The 20,001-nt window shown below is 65.4% G+C and carries 23 protein-coding genes; 8 read left to right on the top strand and 15 right to left on the bottom strand.

The annotated features are described in order from the left end of the window. Positions 1–2: 2 nt before the first annotated feature. From VJ673_RS16200 to VJ673_RS16190, 3 genes are read left to right on the top strand one after another with little or no spacing between them, the layout of a single operon-like run. The gene (locus tag VJ673_RS16200) at positions 3–338 is read left to right on the top strand and encodes a PepSY domain-containing protein (protein WP_324127179.1); all 336 of its coding nucleotides are present in this window, start codon (positions 3–5) and stop codon (positions 336–338) included. Further along, positions 338–1,003 (top strand): response regulator transcription factor, encoded by a 666-nt coding sequence (locus tag VJ673_RS16195; RefSeq protein ID WP_324127178.1) that lies wholly within the window; start codon positions 338–340, stop codon positions 1,001–1,003. Before VJ673_RS16200 ends, VJ673_RS16195 begins: the two co-directional genes overlap by 1 nt. Continuing rightward, a complete protein-coding gene (locus tag VJ673_RS16190; protein ID WP_324127177.1) occupies positions 1,000–2,370 on the top strand; it encodes a sensor histidine kinase in 1,371 nt (456 codons plus the stop codon). The genes VJ673_RS16195 and VJ673_RS16190 overlap by 4 nt, the downstream gene beginning before the upstream one ends. A gap of 70 nt (positions 2,371–2,440) precedes the next feature. On the opposite strand, the gene pssA is transcribed toward VJ673_RS16190, so the two are convergent. The 5 genes from pssA to VJ673_RS16165 form a co-directional block, all read right to left on the bottom strand. Then, entirely contained in the window at positions 2,441–3,211 is a 771-nt protein-coding gene (gene pssA / locus VJ673_RS16185) for a CDP-diacylglycerol--serine O-phosphatidyltransferase (RefSeq protein WP_324127176.1), read from the bottom strand. A 102-nt stretch (positions 3,212–3,313) separates the two neighbouring features. Next, positions 3,314–3,964: a phosphatidylserine decarboxylase gene (locus VJ673_RS16180; protein ID WP_324127175.1), complete on the bottom strand. Its 651-nt coding sequence runs from the start codon at positions 3,962–3,964 to the stop codon at positions 3,314–3,316. Positions 3,965–4,034: 70 nt separating this feature from the next. Continuing rightward, positions 4,035–5,051: a ketol-acid reductoisomerase gene (gene ilvC / locus VJ673_RS16175; RefSeq protein WP_324127174.1), complete on the bottom strand. Its 1,017-nt coding sequence runs from the start codon at positions 5,049–5,051 to the stop codon at positions 4,035–4,037. Between the two features lie 92 nt (positions 5,052–5,143). Then, positions 5,144–5,635: an acetolactate synthase small subunit gene (gene ilvN, locus VJ673_RS16170; protein WP_324127173.1), complete on the bottom strand. Its 492-nt coding sequence runs from the start codon at positions 5,633–5,635 to the stop codon at positions 5,144–5,146. A gap of 23 nt (positions 5,636–5,658) precedes the next feature. Further along, complete coding sequence (locus tag VJ673_RS16165; RefSeq protein ID WP_324127172.1) at positions 5,659–7,368, bottom strand: acetolactate synthase 3 catalytic subunit; 1,710 nt, start codon at positions 7,366–7,368, stop codon at positions 5,659–5,661. A gap of 119 nt (positions 7,369–7,487) precedes the next feature. Here VJ673_RS16165 and VJ673_RS16160 point away from each other — a divergent pair, with 119 nt between their 5' ends. From VJ673_RS16160 to pepN, 5 genes are read left to right on the top strand one after another with little or no spacing between them, the layout of a single operon-like run. Further along, positions 7,488–8,057, top strand: a complete 570-nt coding sequence (locus tag VJ673_RS16160; RefSeq protein ID WP_324127192.1) for an RNA polymerase sigma factor — start codon at positions 7,488–7,490, stop codon at positions 8,055–8,057. Then, positions 8,054–8,443 carry a DUF3619 family protein gene (locus VJ673_RS16155; protein ID WP_324127171.1) on the top strand — a complete coding sequence of 130 codons (390 nt, stop codon included), beginning with the start codon at positions 8,054–8,056 and terminating at the stop codon, positions 8,441–8,443. Before VJ673_RS16160 ends, VJ673_RS16155 begins: the two co-directional genes overlap by 4 nt. Then, complete coding sequence (locus VJ673_RS16150) at positions 8,416–8,871, top strand: DUF3106 domain-containing protein (protein ID WP_324127170.1); 456 nt, start codon at positions 8,416–8,418, stop codon at positions 8,869–8,871. The genes VJ673_RS16155 and VJ673_RS16150 overlap by 28 nt, the downstream gene beginning before the upstream one ends. Continuing rightward, positions 8,868–9,350, top strand: a complete 483-nt coding sequence (locus VJ673_RS16145; protein WP_324127169.1) for an RDD family protein — start codon at positions 8,868–8,870, stop codon at positions 9,348–9,350. Before VJ673_RS16150 ends, VJ673_RS16145 begins: the two co-directional genes overlap by 4 nt. Positions 9,351–9,376: 26 nt before the next feature. Continuing rightward, positions 9,377–12,067, top strand: a complete 2,691-nt coding sequence (gene pepN / locus VJ673_RS16140; protein WP_324127168.1) for an aminopeptidase N — start codon at positions 9,377–9,379, stop codon at positions 12,065–12,067. 49 nt (positions 12,068–12,116) lie between these two features. Here the strand turns inward: pepN and VJ673_RS16135 are convergent, their stop codons facing one another. The 10 genes from VJ673_RS16135 to VJ673_RS16090 form a co-directional block, all read right to left on the bottom strand. Then, a complete protein-coding gene (locus VJ673_RS16135) occupies positions 12,117–12,572 on the bottom strand; it encodes a CBS domain-containing protein (protein ID WP_324127167.1) in 456 nt (151 codons plus the stop codon). A 133-nt stretch (positions 12,573–12,705) separates the two neighbouring features. Further along, entirely contained in the window at positions 12,706–13,533 is an 828-nt protein-coding gene (gene panC / locus VJ673_RS16130; protein WP_324127166.1) for a pantoate--beta-alanine ligase, read from the bottom strand. A gap of 34 nt (positions 13,534–13,567) precedes the next feature. After that, positions 13,568–14,383: a 3-methyl-2-oxobutanoate hydroxymethyltransferase gene (gene panB, locus VJ673_RS16125; protein ID WP_324127165.1), complete on the bottom strand. Its 816-nt coding sequence runs from the start codon at positions 14,381–14,383 to the stop codon at positions 13,568–13,570. A 76-nt stretch (positions 14,384–14,459) separates the two neighbouring features. Further along, positions 14,460–15,101, bottom strand: a complete 642-nt coding sequence (locus tag VJ673_RS16120) for a deoxynucleoside kinase (RefSeq protein ID WP_324127164.1) — start codon at positions 15,099–15,101, stop codon at positions 14,460–14,462. An 8-nt stretch (positions 15,102–15,109) separates the two neighbouring features. Next, positions 15,110–15,478, bottom strand: coding sequence for a DMT family protein (locus tag VJ673_RS16115; RefSeq protein ID WP_324127163.1), 369 nt, complete (start codon positions 15,476–15,478; stop codon positions 15,110–15,112). Between the two features lie 15 nt (positions 15,479–15,493). After that, positions 15,494–16,021 carry a 2-amino-4-hydroxy-6-hydroxymethyldihydropteridine diphosphokinase gene (folK, locus tag VJ673_RS16110; RefSeq protein WP_324127162.1) on the bottom strand — a complete coding sequence of 176 codons (528 nt, stop codon included), beginning with the start codon at positions 16,019–16,021 and terminating at the stop codon, positions 15,494–15,496. Next, complete coding sequence (gene pcnB, locus VJ673_RS16105; protein WP_324127160.1) at positions 16,018–17,373, bottom strand: polynucleotide adenylyltransferase PcnB; 1,356 nt, start codon at positions 17,371–17,373, stop codon at positions 16,018–16,020. The genes folK and pcnB overlap by 4 nt, the downstream gene beginning before the upstream one ends. Positions 17,374–17,427: 54 nt before the next feature. Next, on the bottom strand, positions 17,428–18,090 hold the full coding sequence (locus VJ673_RS16100; RefSeq protein ID WP_324127159.1) for a histidinol-phosphatase: 663 nt from the start codon (positions 18,088–18,090) through the stop codon (positions 17,428–17,430). A gap of 35 nt (positions 18,091–18,125) precedes the next feature. Next, positions 18,126–18,797 (bottom strand): DnaA regulatory inactivator Hda, encoded by a 672-nt coding sequence (gene hda / locus VJ673_RS16095; RefSeq protein WP_324127158.1) that lies wholly within the window; start codon positions 18,795–18,797, stop codon positions 18,126–18,128. After that, on the bottom strand, positions 18,794–19,885 hold the full coding sequence (locus tag VJ673_RS16090) for an AI-2E family transporter (RefSeq protein WP_324127157.1): 1,092 nt from the start codon (positions 19,883–19,885) through the stop codon (positions 18,794–18,796). Before VJ673_RS16090 ends, hda begins: the two co-directional genes overlap by 4 nt. Between the last annotated feature and the right edge of the window lie 116 nt (positions 19,886–20,001).

The raw sequence follows: 20,001 nt of genomic DNA, 5'->3' as shown, positions 1-20,001 counted from the left end.
TGATGAGGAAGATGTGGTCCGTGGCGGCGCTGGTAGGGGCGATGGCGACATCGGGGATTGCGTCGGCGGATGGCGATCACGATCGCGCACGGTCGGCGCTGGAGCGCGGCGAGGTGCTGCCCTTGCACGTCATCATCGAGAAGGTCGAGCGCGCGTACCCCGGTAAGGTCGTCGAGGTGGAGCTCGAGCGCGAGCATGATCGCTGGATCTACGAGCTTCGCTGGTTGACGCGGGGCGGTTCGCTCACGAAGATCGAGGTCGACGCGCGCGATGGCACGATTCTCGGCAAGAAAGGGCCGCGGGTATCCATGCCCGTCGACGAGGCAGGAGGACGCTAATGCGGATTCTGGTGGTTGAGGATGAGGCGGCACTGGCCCGTCAACTCGCCGAAGCGATCGGCGACGCGGGCTATGCGGTGGACGTCGCGAGCAACGGGCGGGATGCGGAGTTCATGGGTCAGGTCGAGCCCTTCGATGCTGTCGTGCTCGACCTCGGCCTGCCGCAGATGGACGGCCTGACGGTGCTGCGCCAGTGGCGGGCGGCGGGGCGCTCGATGCCGGTGTTGATCCTGACGGCGCGCGACAACTGGCACGAGAAAGTCGTGGGTATCGATGCCGGAGCCGACGATTACCTGACCAAACCCTTCCACATGGAAGAGTTGCTCGCACGACTGCGCGCCCTGATCCGACGCGCGGCGGGTGGCCATGCGAGCCCCGAACTCGTGTGCGGGCCCGTGCGGCTCGATACGCGCAGCGGTCGCGTGACCTGCGACGGCCAGTCGGTAGCCTTGACCAGCCTCGAACTGCGGCTGCTCGCCTACCTGATGCATCACAGCGGCGAAATCATCTCCCGCAGCGAGCTCACCGAGCACCTTTACGCCCAGGACTTCGACCGCGATTCGAATACGATTGAAGTCTTCGTCGCGCGGCTGCGCAAGAAGCTTCCGCCCGGGCTGATCGAAACCGTGCGGGGGCTCGGCTACCGGCTCGGCGAGCCGACGTGAAGGTGCCGAGGCTGAGGGCTCGCTCCCTGCGCGCCCGGCTCCTCGCCGGGAGCCTGTTATGGATCGCGATCGCGCTGACACTCACGGGTGTTGTGCTGGGTGACCTGTTCCGCGCCCACGTCACCGAGCGTTTCGATACGGAGCTGTCGCACCACCTTGATCAACTCGCGGCGAACGTCGACACGACCCCTCCGGACGCGGTCGTCCTGCGCGCCGAACTGAGCGATCCGCGCATGCGCAAACCGTATTCGGGACTCTACTGGCAGGTCGATGTGCTCGGCAGCAGCCCCGAGCCGGCGCGCTTGCGATCACGCTCCTTGTGGGACGGGCGCCTGATCATGCCCGAGGATCATCCGGCCGACGGGGAGGTGCATCGTCATCCGATCACAGGACCGGATGGGGCAAAGTTGATCGCTATGGAGCGCATCGTCACGCTTGGCGAGCAGGCGGGCCGCCCCGTGCGCCTGATCGTCGCCGCCAACGCGTCGGACGTTTCCGAACCGGTGCGCGAGTTCGTCAGCCTGTTGGCGGTCAGCCTGGGCGTGCTGGCTCTGGGGCTCGTCGGCAGCGTGGCGATCCAGGTCACCGTCGGGCTCGATCCGCTGCGGCGGCTGCGTGCGGCGCTCGCTGAAATTGGCGCCGGACGCAGTCGTCGGCTCGAAGGCGAATATCCGCTTGAAATCGCCCCGCTGGTCCATGAACTCAATGCGTTGCTCGCCCATGAGGCGGAAATCGTCTCGCGCGCTCGCACTCAGGCCGGCAATCTGGCCCATGCCGTCAAGACGCCGCTTGCCGTGCTGGGCAACGCCGCGGCGCGTGAAGAGGGACCGCTCGCGCAACTCGTCTCCGAGCAGGTGGCAACGGCCCGGAGGCAGGTCGATTATCACTTGGCCCGCGCCCGAGCGGCGGCCGCGGTGCAATTGCCCGGATTACGTACACCGCTGAAGCCGGTCGTCGACGGACTGGTGCGGGTGATGCGCCGTGTGCATGCGGACCGCGCGCTCGACATCGTGATTGCCGCTTGTCCGCCGGACAGCGCATTCCGCGGCGAGGAGCAAGACTTGCACGAAATGCTCGGGAATCTGCTCGACAACGCCTGCAAGTGGGCGAGCCGGCGCGTCGAGCTTGCGATGACGGCGGACGCGGACGGGCTGCGAATCGTCATCGACGACGACGGTCCCGGCCTGTCGGTCGATCAGCGTGAAGCCGTGTTTGCTCGTGGCGTGCGTGCGGACGAGCAGGTGCCGGGATCGGGACTGGGGCTGGGAATCGTGCGCGACCTGGCGCAGCTCTACGGTGGGGACGTGCTTCTCGACCAGTCGCCGGCCGGCGGTTTGCGCGCGGTGCTGAATTTGCCCGCCGCCTGAGGACCGGAGGGTCGCAGGCAGCGGGCGGCAGCGAGGGGGCGTCGCGCGCGCGAGCGGCGCGGTCCGATCCTTACTGGGCGTTGTCGCCGGGCGGGGTCTGGGGTGGCTTCGATTGCTGCTGGCTCTTGCGCAGACGCAGCACGAACATCACATAGCCCGAGCAGGCATAAGCGAGGAAGAGCGCGAACAGCACTCCCGGCGGGTAACTCGAAACCAGCGCGAACGCCATCACCAGCGCAATGACGACGATGAAGGGCACGCTCTTGCGCAGGTTGATGTCCTTGCCGCTCCAGAAGAGCACGTTGCTGACCATCGAGATGCCGGCGAAGATCGTCAGGATCCCGGCCAGCCAGCGCACGTCCTGCCCCGCGAGGCCGAGGTCGGTGACGACCCACACCAGCCCGGCGACGAGCGCTGCGGCGGCTGGGCTTGGCAGGCCCTGGAAGTAGCGCTTGTCGACGACGTCGATGTTCGTGTTGAAGCGGGCGAGGCGCAGCGCGGCACCGGCGCAATAGATGAAGGCCGCAATCCAGCCGAATTTGCCGGTGTCCTTGAGCGCCCATTCATAGACCACCAGCGCCGGCGCGGCGCCGAAGGACACCATGTCGGACAGCGAGTCATATTCGGCACCGAAGGCGCTCTGCGTGCGCGTGAGACGTGCAACCCGACCGTCGAGGCCATCGAGCACCATGGCAACGAAAATGGCCACGGCGGCCGATTCGAAGCGCAGGTTCATCGCCTGGACAATCGCGTAAAACCCTGCAAACAGCGCAGCCGTGGTGAAGAGATTGGGCAGAATGTAAATACCGCGGCGACGTTTTTCGTTTGAAATCAGTGGCATGAATTATGGCATTCCTGCTTTGGCGAGAGCGCCGGATGTCGATTCTAACGCAGGGGCGTGCGCCGAAGATGACGTTGGCGCATCGACCCGCGTTGAATTACATCAGGGCAGTTCGGCGAGCACCGTGCTCGAGGCCGAAACCTTGTCGCCGATCGTGACGCGCGCGCGCGTGCCCACGGGCAGATACAGGTCGACGCGCGAGCCGAAACGGATGAAGCCATAGCGCTGGCCGCGGGCGAGCTGGGCGCCGGCTTCGACATAGCACAGGATCCGGCGGGCGATCAGGCCGGCGACCTGAACGCAGGTCACGTCCAAGCCGTCGCGCGTGCGCAGGTGCAGCGCGTTGCGCTCGTTCTCGATCGATGCCTTGTCGAGCGCCGCGTTGACGAAGCGGCCGGCGTTGTACCAGCGCTGCAAGACTTCGCCGTCGACCGGGCTGCGGTTCGAATGGACGTTGAACACGTTCATGAACACGCTGATCTTCAGGCAGTCGCGGTCGAGATAGGGGTCGCGCACGGGCTCGATCGCGACGATGCGGCCGTCGGCCGGCGAGAGCACATCCTTGGCGCCTTGCGGGATCGGACGCGGCGGGTCGCGGAAAAACTGCACGACGAAGGCGAGCAGGATCCAGAAGGGCAGCGCCAGCAGGAAGCCGGCGGTGCTGTGGATCACCAGCGTGATGACCAGCGCCAGGGCGATGAAGGGCCAGCCTTCACGGGCGAGGATGGGATGGGGATAGTTGCTGTTGGACATGGTATTCGCAGAATGAAAAAGCCGGGTTCCGGCGCAGCGCGGAACCCGGCTTGAGTGACACCGATCCGGCTCAGTTCTTGGACTGGTCGACCAGCTTGTTCTTCTTGATCCACGGCATCATGTCGCGCAGCTGGCCGCCGACCTGTTCGATCGCGTGGGCAGCATTGAGGCGACGACGCGCGGTCATCGACGGGTAGTTGGTCTTGCCTTCCTGGATGAACATCTTCGCATATTCACCGCTCTGGATGCGCTTGAGTGCAGCGCGCATCGCTTCGCGCGACTGGGCGTTGATGACTTCCGGGCCGGTCACGTACTCGCCGTACTCGGCGTTGTTCGAGATCGAGTAGTTCATGTTCGCGATGCCGCCTTCGTACATCAGGTCGACGATCAGCTTCAGTTCGTGCAGGCACTCGAAGTAGGCCATTTCCGGCGCATAGCCGGCTTCGGTCAAGGTCTCGAAGCCCATCTTCACGAGTTCGACGGCGCCGCCGCACAGCACGGCCTGCTCGCCGAAGAGGTCGGTTTCGGTCTCTTCACGGAAGTTGGTCTCGATCACGCCGCCTTTGGTTCCGCCGTTGGCTGCCGCGTAGGACAGGGCGATGTCCTTCGCCTTGCCCGAACGGTCCTGGTGCACGGCGATCAGCGACGGCACGCCGCCGCCCTTCAGGTACTCGGAACGCACGGTGTGGCCGGGGCCCTTCGGCGCGACCATGATCACGTCGAGGTCCTCGCGCGGCACGACCTGGTTGTAGTGCACATTGAAGCCGTGCGCAAAGGCGAGCGTCGCGCCCTTCTTGATGTTCGGCTCGACGTCGTTGTAATACACCGACGGGATGTTCTCGTCCGGCAGCAGGATCATGACGACATCGGCGCCCTTGACCGCCTTGGCAACTTCCTCGACCTTCAGGCCGGCCGCTTCGGCCTTCTTCCACGACGCGCCATCCTTGCGCAGGCCGACGGTGACCTTGCAGCCGGAATCCTTCAGGTTCTGGGCGTGAGCGTGGCCCTGCGAGCCGTAGCCAATGATGGAGATCTTCTTGCCCTTGATCAGGGAGAGATCGGCATCCTTGTCGTAATAGACTTTCATGTTGTTCCTTTCTTCGATTTCGGTGGGGATTTCTTCGCGACGGCCGCCATCATACTGGCGGCGGCGTCGGTCACAAAATGCTGGTGCCGGGCTCAGAGCTTCAGGATGCGGTCGCCGCGGCCAACGCCGCAGACGCCGGAGCGCACGGTTTCCAGGATCAACGCCGGGTCGATGGCGCTGATGAAGGCGTCGAGCTTCGACTGGTTGCCGGTCAGCTCGACGACATAGGACGCCTCGGTGACGTCGATAATCCGCGCGCGGAAGATCTCCGACATGCGTTTCATCTCTTCGCGGTCCTTGCCGGTTGCGCGGACCTTGACGAGCATCAGCTCGCGCTCGATATGCGCGGCCTCAGAAATGTCGACCACCTTGACCACCTCGACCAGCTTGTTGAGCTGCTTGGTGATCTGCTCGATGATGTCGTCCGAGCCGGTGGTGACGATGGTCATTCGCGACATCGAGGCGTCTTCGGTCGGCGCCACGGTCAGCGATTCAATGTTGTAGCCGCGAGCCGAGAAGAGGCCCGACACGCGCGACAGGGCGCCCGATTCGTTCTCGATCAGCAGGGAGATGACGTGTCTCATTGATTGTTCTCTGGTCTCGATTCTTACAGGTCTTCGGAGGACAGGATCATCTCGGTGAGGCCCTTGCCGCCCTGAACCATGGGATACACGTTTTCGGTCTGGTCGATCTGGAAGTCGAGGAAGACGAGGTCGTTCTTGCGCGCGAAGGCTTCACGCAGCGCGCCCTCGACATCCGACGGACGGTCGATGCGCAATCCCACGTGGCCATAGGCCTCCGCGAGTTTGGCAAAATCGGGCAGCGAATCCATGTAGGACTCGGAATAGCGTTCACCGTGGAAGAGCTGCTGCCACTGGCGGACCATGCCGAGGTAGCGGTTGTTCAGGTTGCAGATCTTGATCGGCAGGCGGAACTGCTTGCAGGTCGACAGTTCCTGGATGTTCATCTGGATTGACGCCTCGCCAGTCACGCAGGCAACCTGAGCGCCCGGGTTGGCGAGTTGCGCGCCCATCGCGTAGGGCAAGCCGACGCCCATCGTGCCGAGACCGCCCGAGTTGAGCCAACGGCGCGGCTTGTCGAAGCGGTAGTACTGCGAGGCCCACATCTGGTGCTGGCCGACGTCTGAGGTGACGATGGCGTCCCCGCCGGTAACTTCCCACAGCTTCTGGATGACGAACTGTGGCTTGATGATCTCGCTCGAGTTCTTGTACTTCATGCAGTCGCGGCCACGCCACTCATCGACCTGCTTCCACCAAGCGCCAACCACGTCCGGGTTCGGGCGGGCGGCGCCGGCCTCGAGCTGGCGGATCATCTCTTCGAGCACTTCCTTCAGGTCGCCGACGATCGGCACGTCGACCTTGACGCGCTTCGAGATCGACGAGGGGTCGATGTCGACATGGATGATCTTGCGCGGTTCTTCGGCGAAGTTCGCCGGGTTGCCGATCACTCGGTCGTCGAAGCGCGCGCCCACGGCGAGCAGCACGTCGCTGTAGTGCATCGCCATGTTGGCTTCGTAGGTGCCGTGCATGCCGGGCATGCCGAGGTACTGCTTGTCGCTCGCCGGGTAGCCGCCGAGGCCCATCAGCGTGTTGGTGATCGGGAAGCCGAGCAGACGCGTGAGCTTGGTGAGCTGTTCGGCCGCATTGGCGAGTACGACGCCGCCGCCGGTGTAGATCATCGGGCGCTTGGCTTCGAGCAGCAGCTGCACGGCCTTGCGGATCTGACCCTGATGGCCCTTGACCACCGGGTTGTAGGAGCGCATCGAGATTTCCTTCGGATACTCGAATTCGCACTTGTGCATGCTGACATCCTTGGGGATGTCGACCAGCACGGGGCCGGGGCGGCCGCTCTTCGCGAGGTAGAAGGCCTTCTTGATGGTGCTGGCGATGTCGCGCACGTCCTTCACGAGGAAGTTGTGCTTCACGCAGGGGCGGGTGATGCCGACGGTGTCGACTTCCTGGAACGCGTCTTGGCCGATCGCGGCGGTCGGGACCTGGCCGCTGATGATGACCAGCGGGATCGAATCGCAATAGGCGGTGGCGATACCGGTGACGGCGTTGGTCGCGCCGGGGCCAGAGGTGACGAGCGCGACGCCGACCTGCTCGGTGCTGCGCGCGAAACCGTCGGCGGCATGCACGGCGGCCTGTTCGTGACGTACCAGGACGTGGCGCACCTTGTCCTGATTGAACAGCGCGTCATAAATATACAGTACCGCGCCGCCCGGGTAGCCGAAAACGTACTCGACCTTTTCTTCCTGCAGACACCTGATTACAATTTCCGCACCAGTCAGCACCATCGCAAACTCGCTATTATCACGTTCCAAACAGAGAACGTTACCGGGCACACGGTAATTGGTCAAGGCTGCTGCGGCGACGCAACAAGCGGCGGTAGACCGGTCTTCACAAGGACTTCCAGCTGGCTTTCCGGGCAGAACTCTCCGCATTCCTCCAAGGAATCGAAAAGCGTGCGTTCAAGCAGGCGGTATACGCCCTGCGAAACGAAGACGCGGCCCTGGATGCGGTGCAGGACGCGATGCTCAAGTTGTCGGTGAGCTACGGCGACCGGCCTGCCCAAGAATACCCGATGCTGTTCCAGCGCATTCTGCAGAACGTCATCTATGACGCGCTGCGTCGCCAGAAGGTGCGCAACACGTGGACGACCCTGCTGTCATCTTTCGTGGGTGACGGCGAGGAGGATGCGGACAACGATCCGCTCGACACGATCGCGGGGATTCCGGAAGGCGATCAGCCGGATACGCCGCATCGGCAGTACGAGCAGGCGCGAGTGCTCGAGGCGATCGAGCGCGAGATTGCACGCCTGCCCAATCGTCAACGCGAAGCCTTCCTCATGCGTTACTGGGAAGAGATGGATATCGCCGAGACCGCGGCTGCGATGGGCTGTTCGGAGGGGAGCGTCAAGACGCATTGCTCGCGCGCAACGCAGACGCTGGCAGCGGCCCTCAGGGCCAAAGGAATTGTGCTATGAAAACGCAGGATTTCAACGAGGAAAGGCTTGCGCGGCGCATGGCTGCGCACCTGTCGGCAGGCGCGCGCGATGTGGACGACCATATTTCGGAGCGTCTGCGCCTTGCGCGCGAACAGGCGCTGGCGGCCTATCGTCCGCGTCCCGGCCTGCTTGCACGGCTCGCGATGCCTGCGCTCGTGCGCGGGCTGATTCCGCCGGTGGCGCGCCCGGCCGCGGTCGCGGTGCTGCTCCTCGCGGTGATCTTCGCCGGCGATTACTACGTGACGTGGTCGCGCGTGGCGAGCCTGCAGGACGTGGACATGGCGCTGCTGATCGACGACCTGCCCATCGACGCTTATCTCGACAAGGACTTCAAGGCATGGCTGCAGGACGATTCGCGGTCCTGATTGCGGCCCTGTGGCTTGCGATGCCCGTCGACGCGGCGGTGACCGCGATCGGGGCGCCGCGATGGCACGCCTTGTCTCCCAGCCAGAAGGATGTACTTGCGCCGCTCTCCGACGACTGGAATGATCTCGACGACGTGCAGCGGCAGCAGTGGATCGGCATCGCCGATCGCTACCCGCGGCTGACGCCGGAAGAGCAGGCTCGAATCCGCGCACGCATGCGGGACTGGGCCAAGCTCAGGCCCGAGCAGCGGGACCGCGCACGCGACCAGTACCGGACGCTCCGCAGCATTCCGCCCGATCGGCGCGAGTCCTTGCAGGAGCAGTGGCAGCGTTACCAGAGCATTCCCCCGGAGGAGCGTCAGCTCAAGCCGGGACCCCGCGCACCGCGCATCATCCAGCAGCCGCCCGTGCGCGGTAACCCGGAATGAATAAAAAGAAAGAAAGACCGAATCCTTCCAGCCCATCTTCCGAGTCGATTGCCAGTCATCCCGCGCAGGTGGAACTTGCCGGCCTGCGGCGCCGCCTTGCAAGCCTGTTGTACGAGGCTTTGCTGCTGCTTGGTGTGCTGGGTCTGACCTTCATGGTGCCTTACCTGCTGCTGGGTATTTTCTTCCACGTCACGCCGGCCGGTTGGGTGGAGTGGGTGCATCTCTACGTGGTGCTCGGCGCCTATTTTCTGTGGTATTGGTGTCGCCGCGGACAGACGCTTGCGATGCAGACGTGGCGACTGCGCCTGGTGACGGCCGACGGCCGTGCGCCCAGCCTGCCGGTTGCCTGGCTGCGCTACACACTCGCATGGCCGTCTGTGCTGTGCCTGGGCTTCGGGCTTGCATGGGCCCTGATCGACCGGGACCACCAGTTCCTGCATGATCGTCTTGCGGGTACCCGAATCGTATTGTTGTCCTGACGCGGCCTGCCGGCCGGAGAATCACGATGAAAACCGACCAAGCACCGAGCATCCAGCGTTCCGATTACCGCCCCCTCCCGTGGCGCGTCGATCACGTCGAATTGCATTTCGCCCTCGACGAAGAGGCGACCGTCGTCACGACCCGGCTGCGCTGCGCGCGCAACCGGCAGGTTCCGGCCGGACCGCTGCGCCTGCTCGGCGAAGAACTCGACCTGCTGGGACTAACGGTGGATGGCGTCGCGCCCGCCGAGGGCCAACTCGCGCGGGGCGAAGGCTGGATCGAGCTGACGCTTGCCGGCGATACGGCCGAGATCGGCGTCGTCACGCGGATCAACCCGCGTGCCAATACCACGCTGTCCGGCCTCTACGTGTCGCGCGGCGGCTTCTTCACGCAGTGCGAGGCCGAAGGCTTCCGCCGCATCACCTACTTCCCCGATCGGCCCGATGCGATGGCGCGCTTCACCGTCACGCTCGAGGGCGACGTCGAGCGCCATCCGGTGCTGCTGTCGAACGGTAACCTGATCGAAGAGGGCAAGCTCGACGGCGGGCGGCACTACGCGAAATGGGAAGACCCCTTCCCGAAGCCTTCCTATCTGTTTGCGCTCGTCGCGGCGAAGCTCGTGGCCCTGGAGCGGCGCGTGACGACGGCGTCGGGGCGCGAAGTGCTGCTGCAGGTGTGGGTCGAGGACGGTAATCTCGACCGCACGGGCCATGCGATGGACTCTCTGGTGCATTCGATGCGCTGGGACGAGGAGGTGTTCGGGCTCGAGCTCGACCTCGACCGCTTCATGATCGTCGCGGTGAGCGATTTCAACATGGGCGCGATGGAGAACAAGGGCCTCAACATCTTCAACGCCAAGTATGTGCTTGCGAAGCCCGAGACCGCGAACGACGTCGATTACGAGAACATCGAGAGCGTCGTCGCGCACGAGTATTTCCACAACTGGACCGGCAATCGCGTGACCTGCCGCGACTGGTTCCAGCTGACGCTGAAGGAAGGGCTGACCGTCTTCCGCGACCAGCAGTTCTCGGCCGACATGCTGGCGCAGGCCGCAGGCGCGGAAGGGGCGGCGTCTGCCCGGGCGGTCAAGCGCATCGACGATGTGCACGTGCTGCGGGCGGCGCAGTTCCCGGAGGATGCGGGACCGATGGCGCATCCGATCCGCCCCGAGAGCTATCACGAGATCAACAACTTCTACACCGCGACGGTGTACGAGAAGGGCGCGGAAGTCATCCGTATGCTGCACACGCTGCTGGGTGCGGAGGGTTTCCGCAACGGCATGGATCTGTACTTCAGCTACCACGACGGACAGGCGGTGACGTGCGACGACTTCGTCGATTGCATGGCCGAAGCCAATGGCGTGGATCTCGACCAGTTCATGCGCTGGTATAGCCAGGCCGGCACGCCGCGGCTGCGTGCTTCAGGCAGCTACGACGCGACGACCCGCAGCTACCGGCTGACGCTGGGACAACAGACGCCTGCGACGCCGGGACAGCCGGAAAAGCTGCCGCTGGTGATCCCGGTCGCGGTCGGACTGATCGGCGCCGACGGCGAGGATCTGACGCTGCGGCTCGAAGGCGAGCAGCATGCTTCCGGCACGACGCGCGTGCTGCAGCTGAACGCGGCCGAGCAGACTTTCGTGTTCGTCGACGTGAAATCCGAGCCTGTGCCGTCGCTGCTGCGCGGCTTCTCTGCTCCGGTCATCCTCGAACTGGGTGAAGATGATGCGCGCCTCGCCTTCCGCATGGCGCACGACTCGGATGCTTTCAATCGCTGGGATGCGGCGCAGCGCTTCGCCGAGCGCGTGATTCTCAGTCTGACTGCAGACGTCACGGCTGGCAGGACGCCGCAAGCGCCTGAAGCCTTCGTCGCCGCGTTCCGCACGATGGTGACCGATGGCGCACTGGATCCGGCTTTCCGCGCGCAGGCGGCGGCGCTGCCGTCCGAGGGGTATCTCCTGGAGCGGATGGCGGTGGCCGATCCCGGCCCGCTGCGTGAAGCGCTGATCCATCTGACCCGGACGATCGGCCAGCGCCTTTCGGCTGACTGGCTGTCCTTGTACCGCGCGCTGCAGGTGAGCGGCCCTTACCGCTATCAGCCTGCCGATGCCGGCCGTCGCGCGCTGTGCAACCTCGCGCTGAAGTATCTCGTCGCGGCGGGAAGCGAGGAGGGCTTCGGGCTGGCTCGCGCGCAATTTGCACGTTTCGGCAACATGACCGAGGGCTTCGGAGCGCTGGCTGCGCTGATGAATGACGGCGGCGCCGCGCGCGACGCTGCGCTCGCGGACTTCCACGCTCGTTTCCGCGACGACGCGCTCGTGCTCGACAAGTGGTTTGCGCTGCAGGCCGGGGCGTGGCGATGGGATGGCGTGACGCCGCCAGTGCTGGAGCGCGTCAAAGCCCTGATGGGCGACCCCGCCTTCAGCCTGACCAACCCGAACAAGGTCTATGCCTTGCTGGGTAGCTTCTTCCGTGCGAATCCGGCCGAATTTCACGCGCTGGACGGCAGCGGCTACGTGTTCTGGGCCGATCAGGTGATCGCGCTCGATCGGAGCAACCCGCAGGTCGCAGCACGGACGGCCCGGGCGCTGGAGAACTGGCGGCGTTATACGCCGTCCCTGCAGACGCTGATCCGCGCGCAGCTGGAGCGGATTCGTGACGTCTCCGGTCTGTCGCCGGATGTCGCCGAGATCGTCAACAAGGCGTTGTCCGACTGAAGGGCCGCGGAGCGGGTCTTGCGCCCGCTCCAGCCCGCGACGCCCGTTTTCAGGTCGTGAGGTCGCCTGCGATGTAGCTCGACAGGTGGTTGATCGTCTTTTCTTGCTGGTCCATGACCGCCTTCACGACGTCGCCGATCGTCACGATGCCGGCGATGCGCCCGTGCTCAACGACTGGCAGGTGGCGGAAGCGGTTCTCGGTCATGATGTTCATGACTGCGTCGATGGTGTGCGACGGCGTGACAGTGCACACATTCGGCGTCATCAGATCCCCGACCGTCGCGTCGCGCGAGGTCAGGCCCTTGAGTGCGAGCTTGCGCGCGTAGTCGCGCTCCGTGAAGATCCCGACCAGCCGCTCGTTCTCGGTGACCAGTACCGAGCCGATGTCCTGCCTGGCCATGAGAGTCAATGCATCGAGCACGCTGACGGTCGGCGCGACCGCGTGCGCCGCGGTGCCTTTCTGCTCGAGGATCTGCCGCACTGTAACAGTAGTGGAAAGCATCATTGCTGGTAACCCCCGTCTGATCTTGTTGTTCGCTGCCGCATCCTCCCGCCCGCCGAGAGGCTGTTGGCATAGCTTGAAACGAAGTCGGCGCCGATGCAAGCGCCGAATGTCACGACGAAGGCCAGCGTGCGCGTCAGATCTCGAGGTTGTCGATGAGCCGGGTCTGCCCGAGTTTGGCTGCGCCGAGCACGACCAGCGGGTCGTCGCAATGGACAGGGGGCTGGAGGTCGGCGCGGCGGCGGACGGCGATGTAGTCCGGTTGCCATCCGTGCTCAGCGAGTTCCGCCATCGCGTCGGTTTCGAGCTTCAGGAAGTCGTGGTCCCCGCCGCGTACGGCGTCTGCGATGCGCGTGAGCTGCTGGTGCAGGCGCGGGGCCTCGCTGCGCTCCTCGGCCGACAGGTAGCCGTTGCGCGAAGACAGTGCGAGGCCGTCGGCGGCACGAACGGTTTCGCCGGGCAGCACTTCGGCCGGAATGCCGAGCTGGCGCACCATGTTGCTCAGGACCATCAGCTGCTGGTAGTCCTTCTTGCCGAAGAGTGCGATGTCAGGCTGGACGATGTTCAGGAGCTTCAGCACCACCGTCGCGACGCCGCGGAAATGACCCGGACGGAATTCGCCTTCGAGGATGCTGATCTGCGCCGGTGCCGGATCGACGTGATAGCTCTGCGGCTCCGGGTACATGACGGTCTCGTTAGGGGCGAAGAGGTGCGCGACACCGGCGGCTTCGAGCTTTTCGCAGTCGGCGGCGAGCGTGCGCGGATAGCTGTCGAAATCCTCGCGCGGGCCGAATTGCAGGCGATTGACGAAGATGCTGGCGATGACGCAGTCGGCGCGCTCACCAGCCTGGCGCATCAATGTGATGTGGCCTTCGTGCAGGTTGCCCATGGTCGGGACCAGGGCGACTTTTCCGGCGGAGGCGCGGGCGGCGCGGAGGCTTTCGATAGTGTGATGGATCTGCATGAGTCGAGGTCTCTATGGGACGGGCTCGGTAGATTCAGTAGCAGTGTTCGGCGGCGGGGAAGCTGCCGTCCTTGACGGCGCTCACGTAGCTTGCCACGGCCTCGTCGATGCTGGCGGCGCCAATCATGAAATTCTTGACGAAGCGGGCCTTCTTGCCGGGATAGACGCCGATCATGTCGTGCAGGACGAGCACCTGGCCGTCGCAGTCGGCGCCGGCGCCGATGCCGATCGTGGCCATCGAGGTGAGGCTCGCGGTGATGTCGCGGGCGACGGCCGCCGGGACCATTTCCAGCACCAGCAGGCCGGCTCCGGCCTGTTCGAGTGCGAGGGCGTCGGCCTTCAGGCGCGCTGCACCTTCCTCGCTGCGGCCCTGGACGCGGTAGCCGCCAAGCTGGTGCACGGATTGGGGCGTGAGGCCGATGTGGGCACAGACGGGAATGCCGCGCTCGACGAGGAAATGGATGGTCTCGGCCATGAAGGCGCCGCCTTCGAGCTTGACCATCTGCGCGCCGGCGGCCATCAGGCGCGAGGCGGTGCGCAGGGCCTGAGTGGGGCTTTCCTGGTAGCTGCCGAAGGGCAGGTCGGCGATGACGAACACCCGGTTGCTACCGCGCGCGACGCATTCCGTGTGGTAGACCATGTGTTCGAGCGTGACCGGCAGGGTCGATTTCTGTCCCTGGAGCACATTGCCGAGCGAGTCGCCGACCAGCGCGATGTCGACGCCATTGCGATCGAGCAGGGCTGCGAAGCTCGCGTCGTAGCAGGTCAGCATGGCGATCTTGCGGCCTTCGGCGCGCATCTTGCCCAGTTCGAACAGGGTGACGGGTTTATCGTCCTGAAGGTAGCTCATGGGGGACTCCAAGGAAGGGCGCGAGTATTTCGCAATCGGGCCGGATGCCGGCCTGATCCGCGCTCGGGAGAGACTCTCAGCCGGCGTAGGCGAAGAACTCGCGGTAGCTGCGCATGTTGCGCAGGCGCTCGAGGAGCAGCTCGAAATCGTCGTCGTGGTCGACGGGGTTGAGGACTTCCGCGTCGACGATGAAGAGCGGCGCCGCGTCGTACTGGTAGAAGAATCGGGCGTACCGGTCGGCGACGCGCTCGAGGTATTGCTCGGTGATGCGCCGCTCGGCCTCCATGCCGCGGCGGCGCACGCGTTCGATCAGCGTCTCGGGCTTCGCCTGCAGATAGATCACGAGGTCGGGCTTGGGCGTCGAGACCGGCGCGACGCTCTCGAAGACCCGCTGGTACAGCGCTAGTTCATGGTTCGCCAAGTTGAGGCTGGCGAAGAGCGGGTCCTTGTCCAGCACGAAGTCGGACACGACGCGCTGATGCTTTTCGAAGGCTTCCGCTAGCTTCGCGAGCTGGTCGATGCGCTGGAACAGGAAGTGCATCTGCGTCGGCAGTGCCCAGCGCTCCGGGTCCTGGTAAAACTGGGCGAGAAAGGGGTTCAGTTCCGGCTGCTCGAGCAGCGGCTGACCGTCGAGTCGTTCCGCGAGCCGACGCGTGAGCGAGGTTTTGCCCGCGCCGATGGGCCCTTCGACGACGATGTAACGAGCCTTGTCGAGCATGCCTGGGATCAGCCTTGATTACGAAAAATGAAATAGACGGCCCCAAGCATACACAAGGCCGCCCAAAGGAAGTCAAGCTTCATCGGCTGTTTCATGTACAGCACGACGAACGGAACGAAGACCAGTAGCGTGATCACTTCCTGCATGATCTTGAGCTGAGCGAGGCTGAGCTCGGTGGCGCCGATGCGATTTGCCGGCACCTGCAGCAGATATTCGAACAGGGCGATTCCCCAACTTACCGCCGCGGCGACGAACCAGGCCTTGCCTTGCAGGCTGCGCAGGTGGCCGTACCACGCGAAGGTCATGAAGACGTTGGAGGCGGTGAGCAGGATGGCGGTCTGCACCCACGTGGGGAAGGTCTGGAACCAGGCGATCATGACGGGATGAAACGTTCAGGCTGCGGGCGCGAGGCGTTCGATGGCCTGGTCTGCGACGGTGGGCAACAGATCGGCGATGGGGCCGCGGCCAGGGATGACCAGGTCCGGGGCGATTTCGGCGAGCGGCACGAGCGTGAAGGCGCGCAGGTGCATGCGCGGGTGCGGCACGACGAGGTCCGGTTCGTCGATGCATTCGTCGCCGTAGAGCAGCAGGTCGAGGTCGAGGGTGCGCGGCGCGAGGTGGTATTCGCGCGTGCGGCCCTGGCGGCGCTCGAGTTCGAGTAGGGCGTCGAGGAGCACCGTGGCGGGCAGCTCGGTGTCGATCGCGGCGACGGCGTTGAAGTAGTCGGGCTGTCCGGCCACGCCGACGGGAGCGGTGCGGTACACGCTGGAACGGGCGACGAGGCGCGTGTCGGGTAGGCTGCCGAGGGCCGCGAAGGCCGTTTCGAGCGCGGCAACGGGGTCGCCGAGATTCGCGCCCAAGGCGATATGGGCGCGGACCGGCGCCTTGGCGGGCGCCGGATGGCTGGGGGTGTTGCTCATGATGCTTCGGTGGCTGTGGCGGCTTCGGCGGGCTTGCGACGGCGACGGCGACGTTTGCGTTCGGGGGTTTCCGCGCCGACGTTCGGTACGTCGGCGAGGAGTTGCTCGCGGGCATCGTGCCCCGCGTGTGCGAAGCGGTCCCACCATTCGGGCAGCGCCGAATCGATTTCGCCCGACTGCGCGCGCAGGCGCAGGAAATCCCACGCGGCGCGGTAGCGCGGCTGCTCGATAAGGCGGAACGGAGCCTTGCCGGAGCACTTTTCGAAGCGCGGCTGCAGGGCCCAGATCTCCTTGATGTCGCCGACGATGCGCTTGGTGATCGCGAGCTTGCCGGCCTGCCGGTCGAGGACTTCATCCATCGCGGAGAAGAGCGCGGGCTGGTTGTGCTCGCCGTTCTTGCGGCGCGCTTCCCAGTTGGCGAGCACTTCGTGCCACAGCAGGGTCGCGAAGAGGAAGCCGGGCGAGACGGACTTGTCGGCGCGCACGCGGTCGTCAGTGTTTTCGAGCGACAGCCAGACGAAGCGCTCGCCGAGCGGCTGTTCGAGGATGACGTCCAGCAGTGGCAGCAGGCCGTGGTGCAGGCCTTCTTCGCGCAGTTGCTTCAGGCAGCGTACCGCGTAGCCCGAGAACAACAGCTTCAGCATTTCGTCGAAGAGGCGGGCGGCGGGGACGTTTTCGAGCAGCACCGCCATTTCGCGGATCGGATGGCTCGCCGCCGGGTCGAGCGTGAGTCCGAGCTTGGCGCCCAGACGGACCGCACGCAGCATGCGCACCGGGTCTTCGCGGTAGCGCGTGCGCGGGTCGCCGATCATGCGCAGCGTCTTCTGCTGCAGGTCGGCGACGCCGTGATGGTAGTCGATGATCTGTTCGTTGCCCGGATCGTAGTACAGCGCGTTGACGGTGAAGTCGCGGCGTGTCGCGTCCTCGGCCTGCGAGCCATAGACGTTGTCGTGCAGCACGCGGCCGTGCTCGTCGGTCACCGCGTCTTCGGCAGCCTGGTTGGCGCGGAAGGTCGAGACCTCGATCGTTTCGGGGCCGCTCATCACGTGCACGATCTTGAAGCGGCGGCCGATGATGCGCGAGCGGCGGAACAGCGCACGCACTTCCTCGGGCGTGGCGCTGGTCGCGACGTCGTAGTCCTTCGGCGGATGGCCGATCAGGAGGTCGCGCACCGCGCCGCCGACCACGAAAGCCTTGTGGCCGTGCTCTTGCAGCGTCATGCAGACCTTGCGGGCGGCGGACGATAGTTGTTCGCGGCGGATGCCGTGCTGGGTGGCGGGAATCAACGCAGGTTCGGTGTTGATGGGCGTGGCAGCGCGGCGAAAGACCTTGCGCAGCAGCTTGCGGATCATTGGCAGGAGGGGTGTTCGGTCAACATAAGCTGGTAATCATAACCGATGAGCCGGTTAGCGCAACGAGATCACGGGCCAGGCGGCCGCGACCGCGTGTGCCCGGAGGGTGTCGTCCGGGTCGACAGCGACCGGATCCGTGACGCGCGACATCAGCGGCAGGTCGTTGTGCGAGTCGCTGTAGAACCAGCTGCGCTCGAAGCTGCCGAGGTAGAGGCCGAGCGATTCGAGCCAGTTGTCGACGCGTTCGATCTTGCCGGCCTTGAAGGCAGGCACGCCACGGGGCTTGCCGGTGAAGGCGCCGTTTTCCTGTGCGGGGATGGTCGCGACGAGGTGGGGGATGCCGAATTCGCGCACGATGGGGCCGGTGACGAAGCTGTTCGTGGCCGTGACGACGGCGATCAGGGCGTCGCGTTCGGTGTGTTCGTGCACGAGGGCGCGGGCCTTGTCGGTGATCATCGGCGCGATCGAGCTCTGCATGAATTCACGGTGCCAGGCGTCGAGTTCCTCGCGCGGATGGCGGGCGAGGGGGGCGAGCTGGAAGTCGAGGAATTCGAAGATGTCGAGCGTGCCGGCCCTGTATTGCTCGTAGAACTGGATGTTCTTCACTTCCTGCACTTCGCGGTCGAGTACGCCCTTGGCGATGAGGAACTGGGCCCAGGCGAAATCGGAGTCGCCGGCGAGCAGGGTGTTGTCGAGGTCGAAGAGGACGAGATCCACGAGTGTTTCCTTGTATTCCGTAGGGGGAGAGGCGATCAGATTTCGAGCCCGGATTGCATCATTTCACGCAGCAGCGGCAGCGTGACGGCGCGCTTGCGTTCGAGCGAGGCGGTGTCGAGCGCGTCGAGGACCGCGAGCAGCGTTGGAAGGTCGCGGCGGCCGTGGCGCATCAGGAAGTCGATAACCTCGTCGGCGAGACGCAGGCCGCGGCGCGCGGCGAGGGTCGCGAGGATGGCTGCGCGGGATTCGTCGTCGAGCGGACGGACCTCAAAGACGAGGCACTGGCCGACGCGGGTGCGCAGGTCTTCGCGCAGCGCGAGCGCGAGCGGGGGGGCGTCGCCCGCGAGCAGCAGTTTCTGGCCGAGTGTGCGGGAGCGGTTGAAGGCGTTGAAAAGGCCGATCTGTGCTTCGGGGGCGAGGGCCTGGATGTCGTCGACGGCGAGCAGCAGTCCGGCGGTCTGGGGGAATTCGTCGATGACGCTTGTCGCGTCGACGTAGGCGGCGGGCCGGCCGGTCTTGAGGGCGGCGTCGACAGCGGCGCGCAGCAGGTGGCTGCGTCCGCAGCCGCCGGGGCCCCAAAGATAGAGGTGGCCGGGAAGGGCTTGCGGGTCGCGAAGGGCGGCCATCAGCTCCTGGTTGGCGCCGACGACGAAGTTGTCGAGCGTCGGGGGCGCGTCGGGGCGGATGTCGAGTACGAGTTGTTTCATTGCGGCGGGGTGTCCGGGGTGGCGTCACCGAGGTAGAGCCGGCTCGCGAGCCAGGCTTTGCGCACTTCGCGCAGGCCGACGAGGATCGCGGCGCTGGCGGGCAGGGCGATGAGGATGCCGACGAATCCGAAGAGCTGGCCGAAGGCCATCAGGGCGAAGATCACGGCCAGCGGATGCAGGCCGATGCGTTCGCCGACGAGGTAGGGGGTGAGCACGAAGCTTTCGATCAGTTGGCCGAGGCCGAAGACGACGGCGACGCCGATCAGGGGCGGCCAGCCTTCGGCTTGCAGCAGCGCGGAGATGATCGCGAGCAGCAGGCCGCCGCCGAAGCCGACATAGGGGATGAAGACGAAGAGGCCGGTGATGACGCCCACGGGCAGCGCGAAGTCGAGTCCGGCGAGCCACAGGCCGATGCTGTAATAGACGGCGAGCAGCAGCATCACCGAGAGCTGTCCGCGCAGGAACTCGGAGAGCACGGAGTCGATTTGGGTGAGGATGCGCGTCGTTGGTTCGAGTGCGGGCCGCGGGATGATGTCCTGCAGGCCGGCGAGCATGCGTGGCCAGTCCTGCAGCAGGTAGAACATCACGACGGGGATCAGGAACAGGCTCGCGACGAGGCCGATCAGCGCGCTGCCGCTCGCGCGCAGCTGCCCGAGGACGATGGGGATGAAGTCCTGTGCGCTGGCCCAGTTCTCGGCGACCCAGCTGCGCGCGGAGGCCGCGTCGATCTGCAGGTCGACGCCGAAACGGGACATCAGCAGCGGCGCGACGCGCTGGTTGATGAGCTCGATCAGGTCCGGCAGGCGCCGCACGAGCGCGATCGCCTCGCGATAGATCAGCGGGCCGAGGATCACGAGCAGGAGCAGCAGGGCGAGCCCGCCACCGAGGATCACGAGCAGCACCGCGGCAGCGCGCGGGACGCGCCGGCGGGCCATCCAGTTCACGGCCGGATCGAAGATGTAGGCGAACACGGCGGCGATCGCAAAGGGGGCGAGGATCGGTGCGAGCAGGTAGAAGAGCCCGATCAGCGCGAGCGCCACGCCGGCCCAGGCGGCGGTTTGCAGACGGTCGGCGCGGGATGGGTTCATTTCGAGTAAAATCGCGGACTTGGCGCGGGTGAAAATCAGCCCGCGAAACCCGTAAATGTAGCCACTTGGCGTTGCGGCCTCAAGTTCCGCTGCCCGCCGGGTCGGCCAGAACGCGC

Source organism: Aromatoleum sp., assembly GCF_035254505.1.
Taxonomy (GTDB): Bacteria; Pseudomonadota; Gammaproteobacteria; order Burkholderiales; family Rhodocyclaceae; genus Aromatoleum.
Note: the sequence above shows the minus strand (reverse complement) of the source record. Positions and strands in the feature narration are given on the sequence as shown.

Bases quoted from the DNA above. Each gene is read 5' to 3' on its own strand.
- VJ673_RS16200 (WP_324127179.1), top strand. From the start codon at position 3: ATGAGGAAGATGTGGTCCGTGGCGGCGCTGGTAGGGGCGATGGCGACA.
- VJ673_RS16195 (WP_324127178.1), top strand. From the start codon at position 338: ATGCGGATTCTGGTGGTTGAGGATGAGGCGGCACTGGCCCGTCAACTC.
- pssA (WP_324127176.1), bottom strand. From the start codon at position 3,211: ATGCCACTGATTTCAAACGAAAAACGTCGCCGCGGTATTTACATTCTG.
- VJ673_RS16180 (WP_324127175.1), bottom strand. From the start codon at position 3,964: ATGTCCAACAGCAACTATCCCCATCCCATCCTCGCCCGTGAAGGCTGG.
- ilvC (WP_324127174.1), bottom strand. From the start codon at position 5,051: ATGAAAGTCTATTACGACAAGGATGCCGATCTCTCCCTGATCAAGGGC.
- ilvN (WP_324127173.1), bottom strand. From the start codon at position 5,635: ATGAGACACGTCATCTCCCTGCTGATCGAGAACGAATCGGGCGCCCTG.
- VJ673_RS16165 (WP_324127172.1), bottom strand. From the start codon at position 7,368: ATGGTGCTGACTGGTGCGGAAATTGTAATCAGGTGTCTGCAGGAAGAA.
- VJ673_RS16155 (WP_324127171.1), top strand. From the start codon at position 8,054: ATGAAAACGCAGGATTTCAACGAGGAAAGGCTTGCGCGGCGCATGGCT.
- VJ673_RS16150 (WP_324127170.1), top strand. From the start codon at position 8,416: ATGGCTGCAGGACGATTCGCGGTCCTGATTGCGGCCCTGTGGCTTGCG.
- VJ673_RS16145 (WP_324127169.1), top strand. From the start codon at position 8,868: ATGAATAAAAAGAAAGAAAGACCGAATCCTTCCAGCCCATCTTCCGAG.
- pepN (WP_324127168.1), top strand. From the start codon at position 9,377: ATGAAAACCGACCAAGCACCGAGCATCCAGCGTTCCGATTACCGCCCC.
- VJ673_RS16135 (WP_324127167.1), bottom strand. From the start codon at position 12,572: ATGATGCTTTCCACTACTGTTACAGTGCGGCAGATCCTCGAGCAGAAA.
- panC (WP_324127166.1), bottom strand. From the start codon at position 13,533: ATGCAGATCCATCACACTATCGAAAGCCTCCGCGCCGCCCGCGCCTCC.
- panB (WP_324127165.1), bottom strand. From the start codon at position 14,383: ATGAGCTACCTTCAGGACGATAAACCCGTCACCCTGTTCGAACTGGGC.
- VJ673_RS16120 (WP_324127164.1), bottom strand. From the start codon at position 15,101: ATGCTCGACAAGGCTCGTTACATCGTCGTCGAAGGGCCCATCGGCGCG.
- VJ673_RS16115 (WP_324127163.1), bottom strand. From the start codon at position 15,478: ATGATCGCCTGGTTCCAGACCTTCCCCACGTGGGTGCAGACCGCCATC.
- folK (WP_324127162.1), bottom strand. From the start codon at position 16,021: ATGAGCAACACCCCCAGCCATCCGGCGCCCGCCAAGGCGCCGGTCCGC.
- pcnB (WP_324127160.1), bottom strand. From the start codon at position 17,373: ATGATCCGCAAGCTGCTGCGCAAGGTCTTTCGCCGCGCTGCCACGCCC.
- hda (WP_324127158.1), bottom strand. From the start codon at position 18,797: ATGAAACAACTCGTACTCGACATCCGCCCCGACGCGCCCCCGACGCTC.
- VJ673_RS16090 (WP_324127157.1), bottom strand. From the start codon at position 19,885: ATGAACCCATCCCGCGCCGACCGTCTGCAAACCGCCGCCTGGGCCGGC.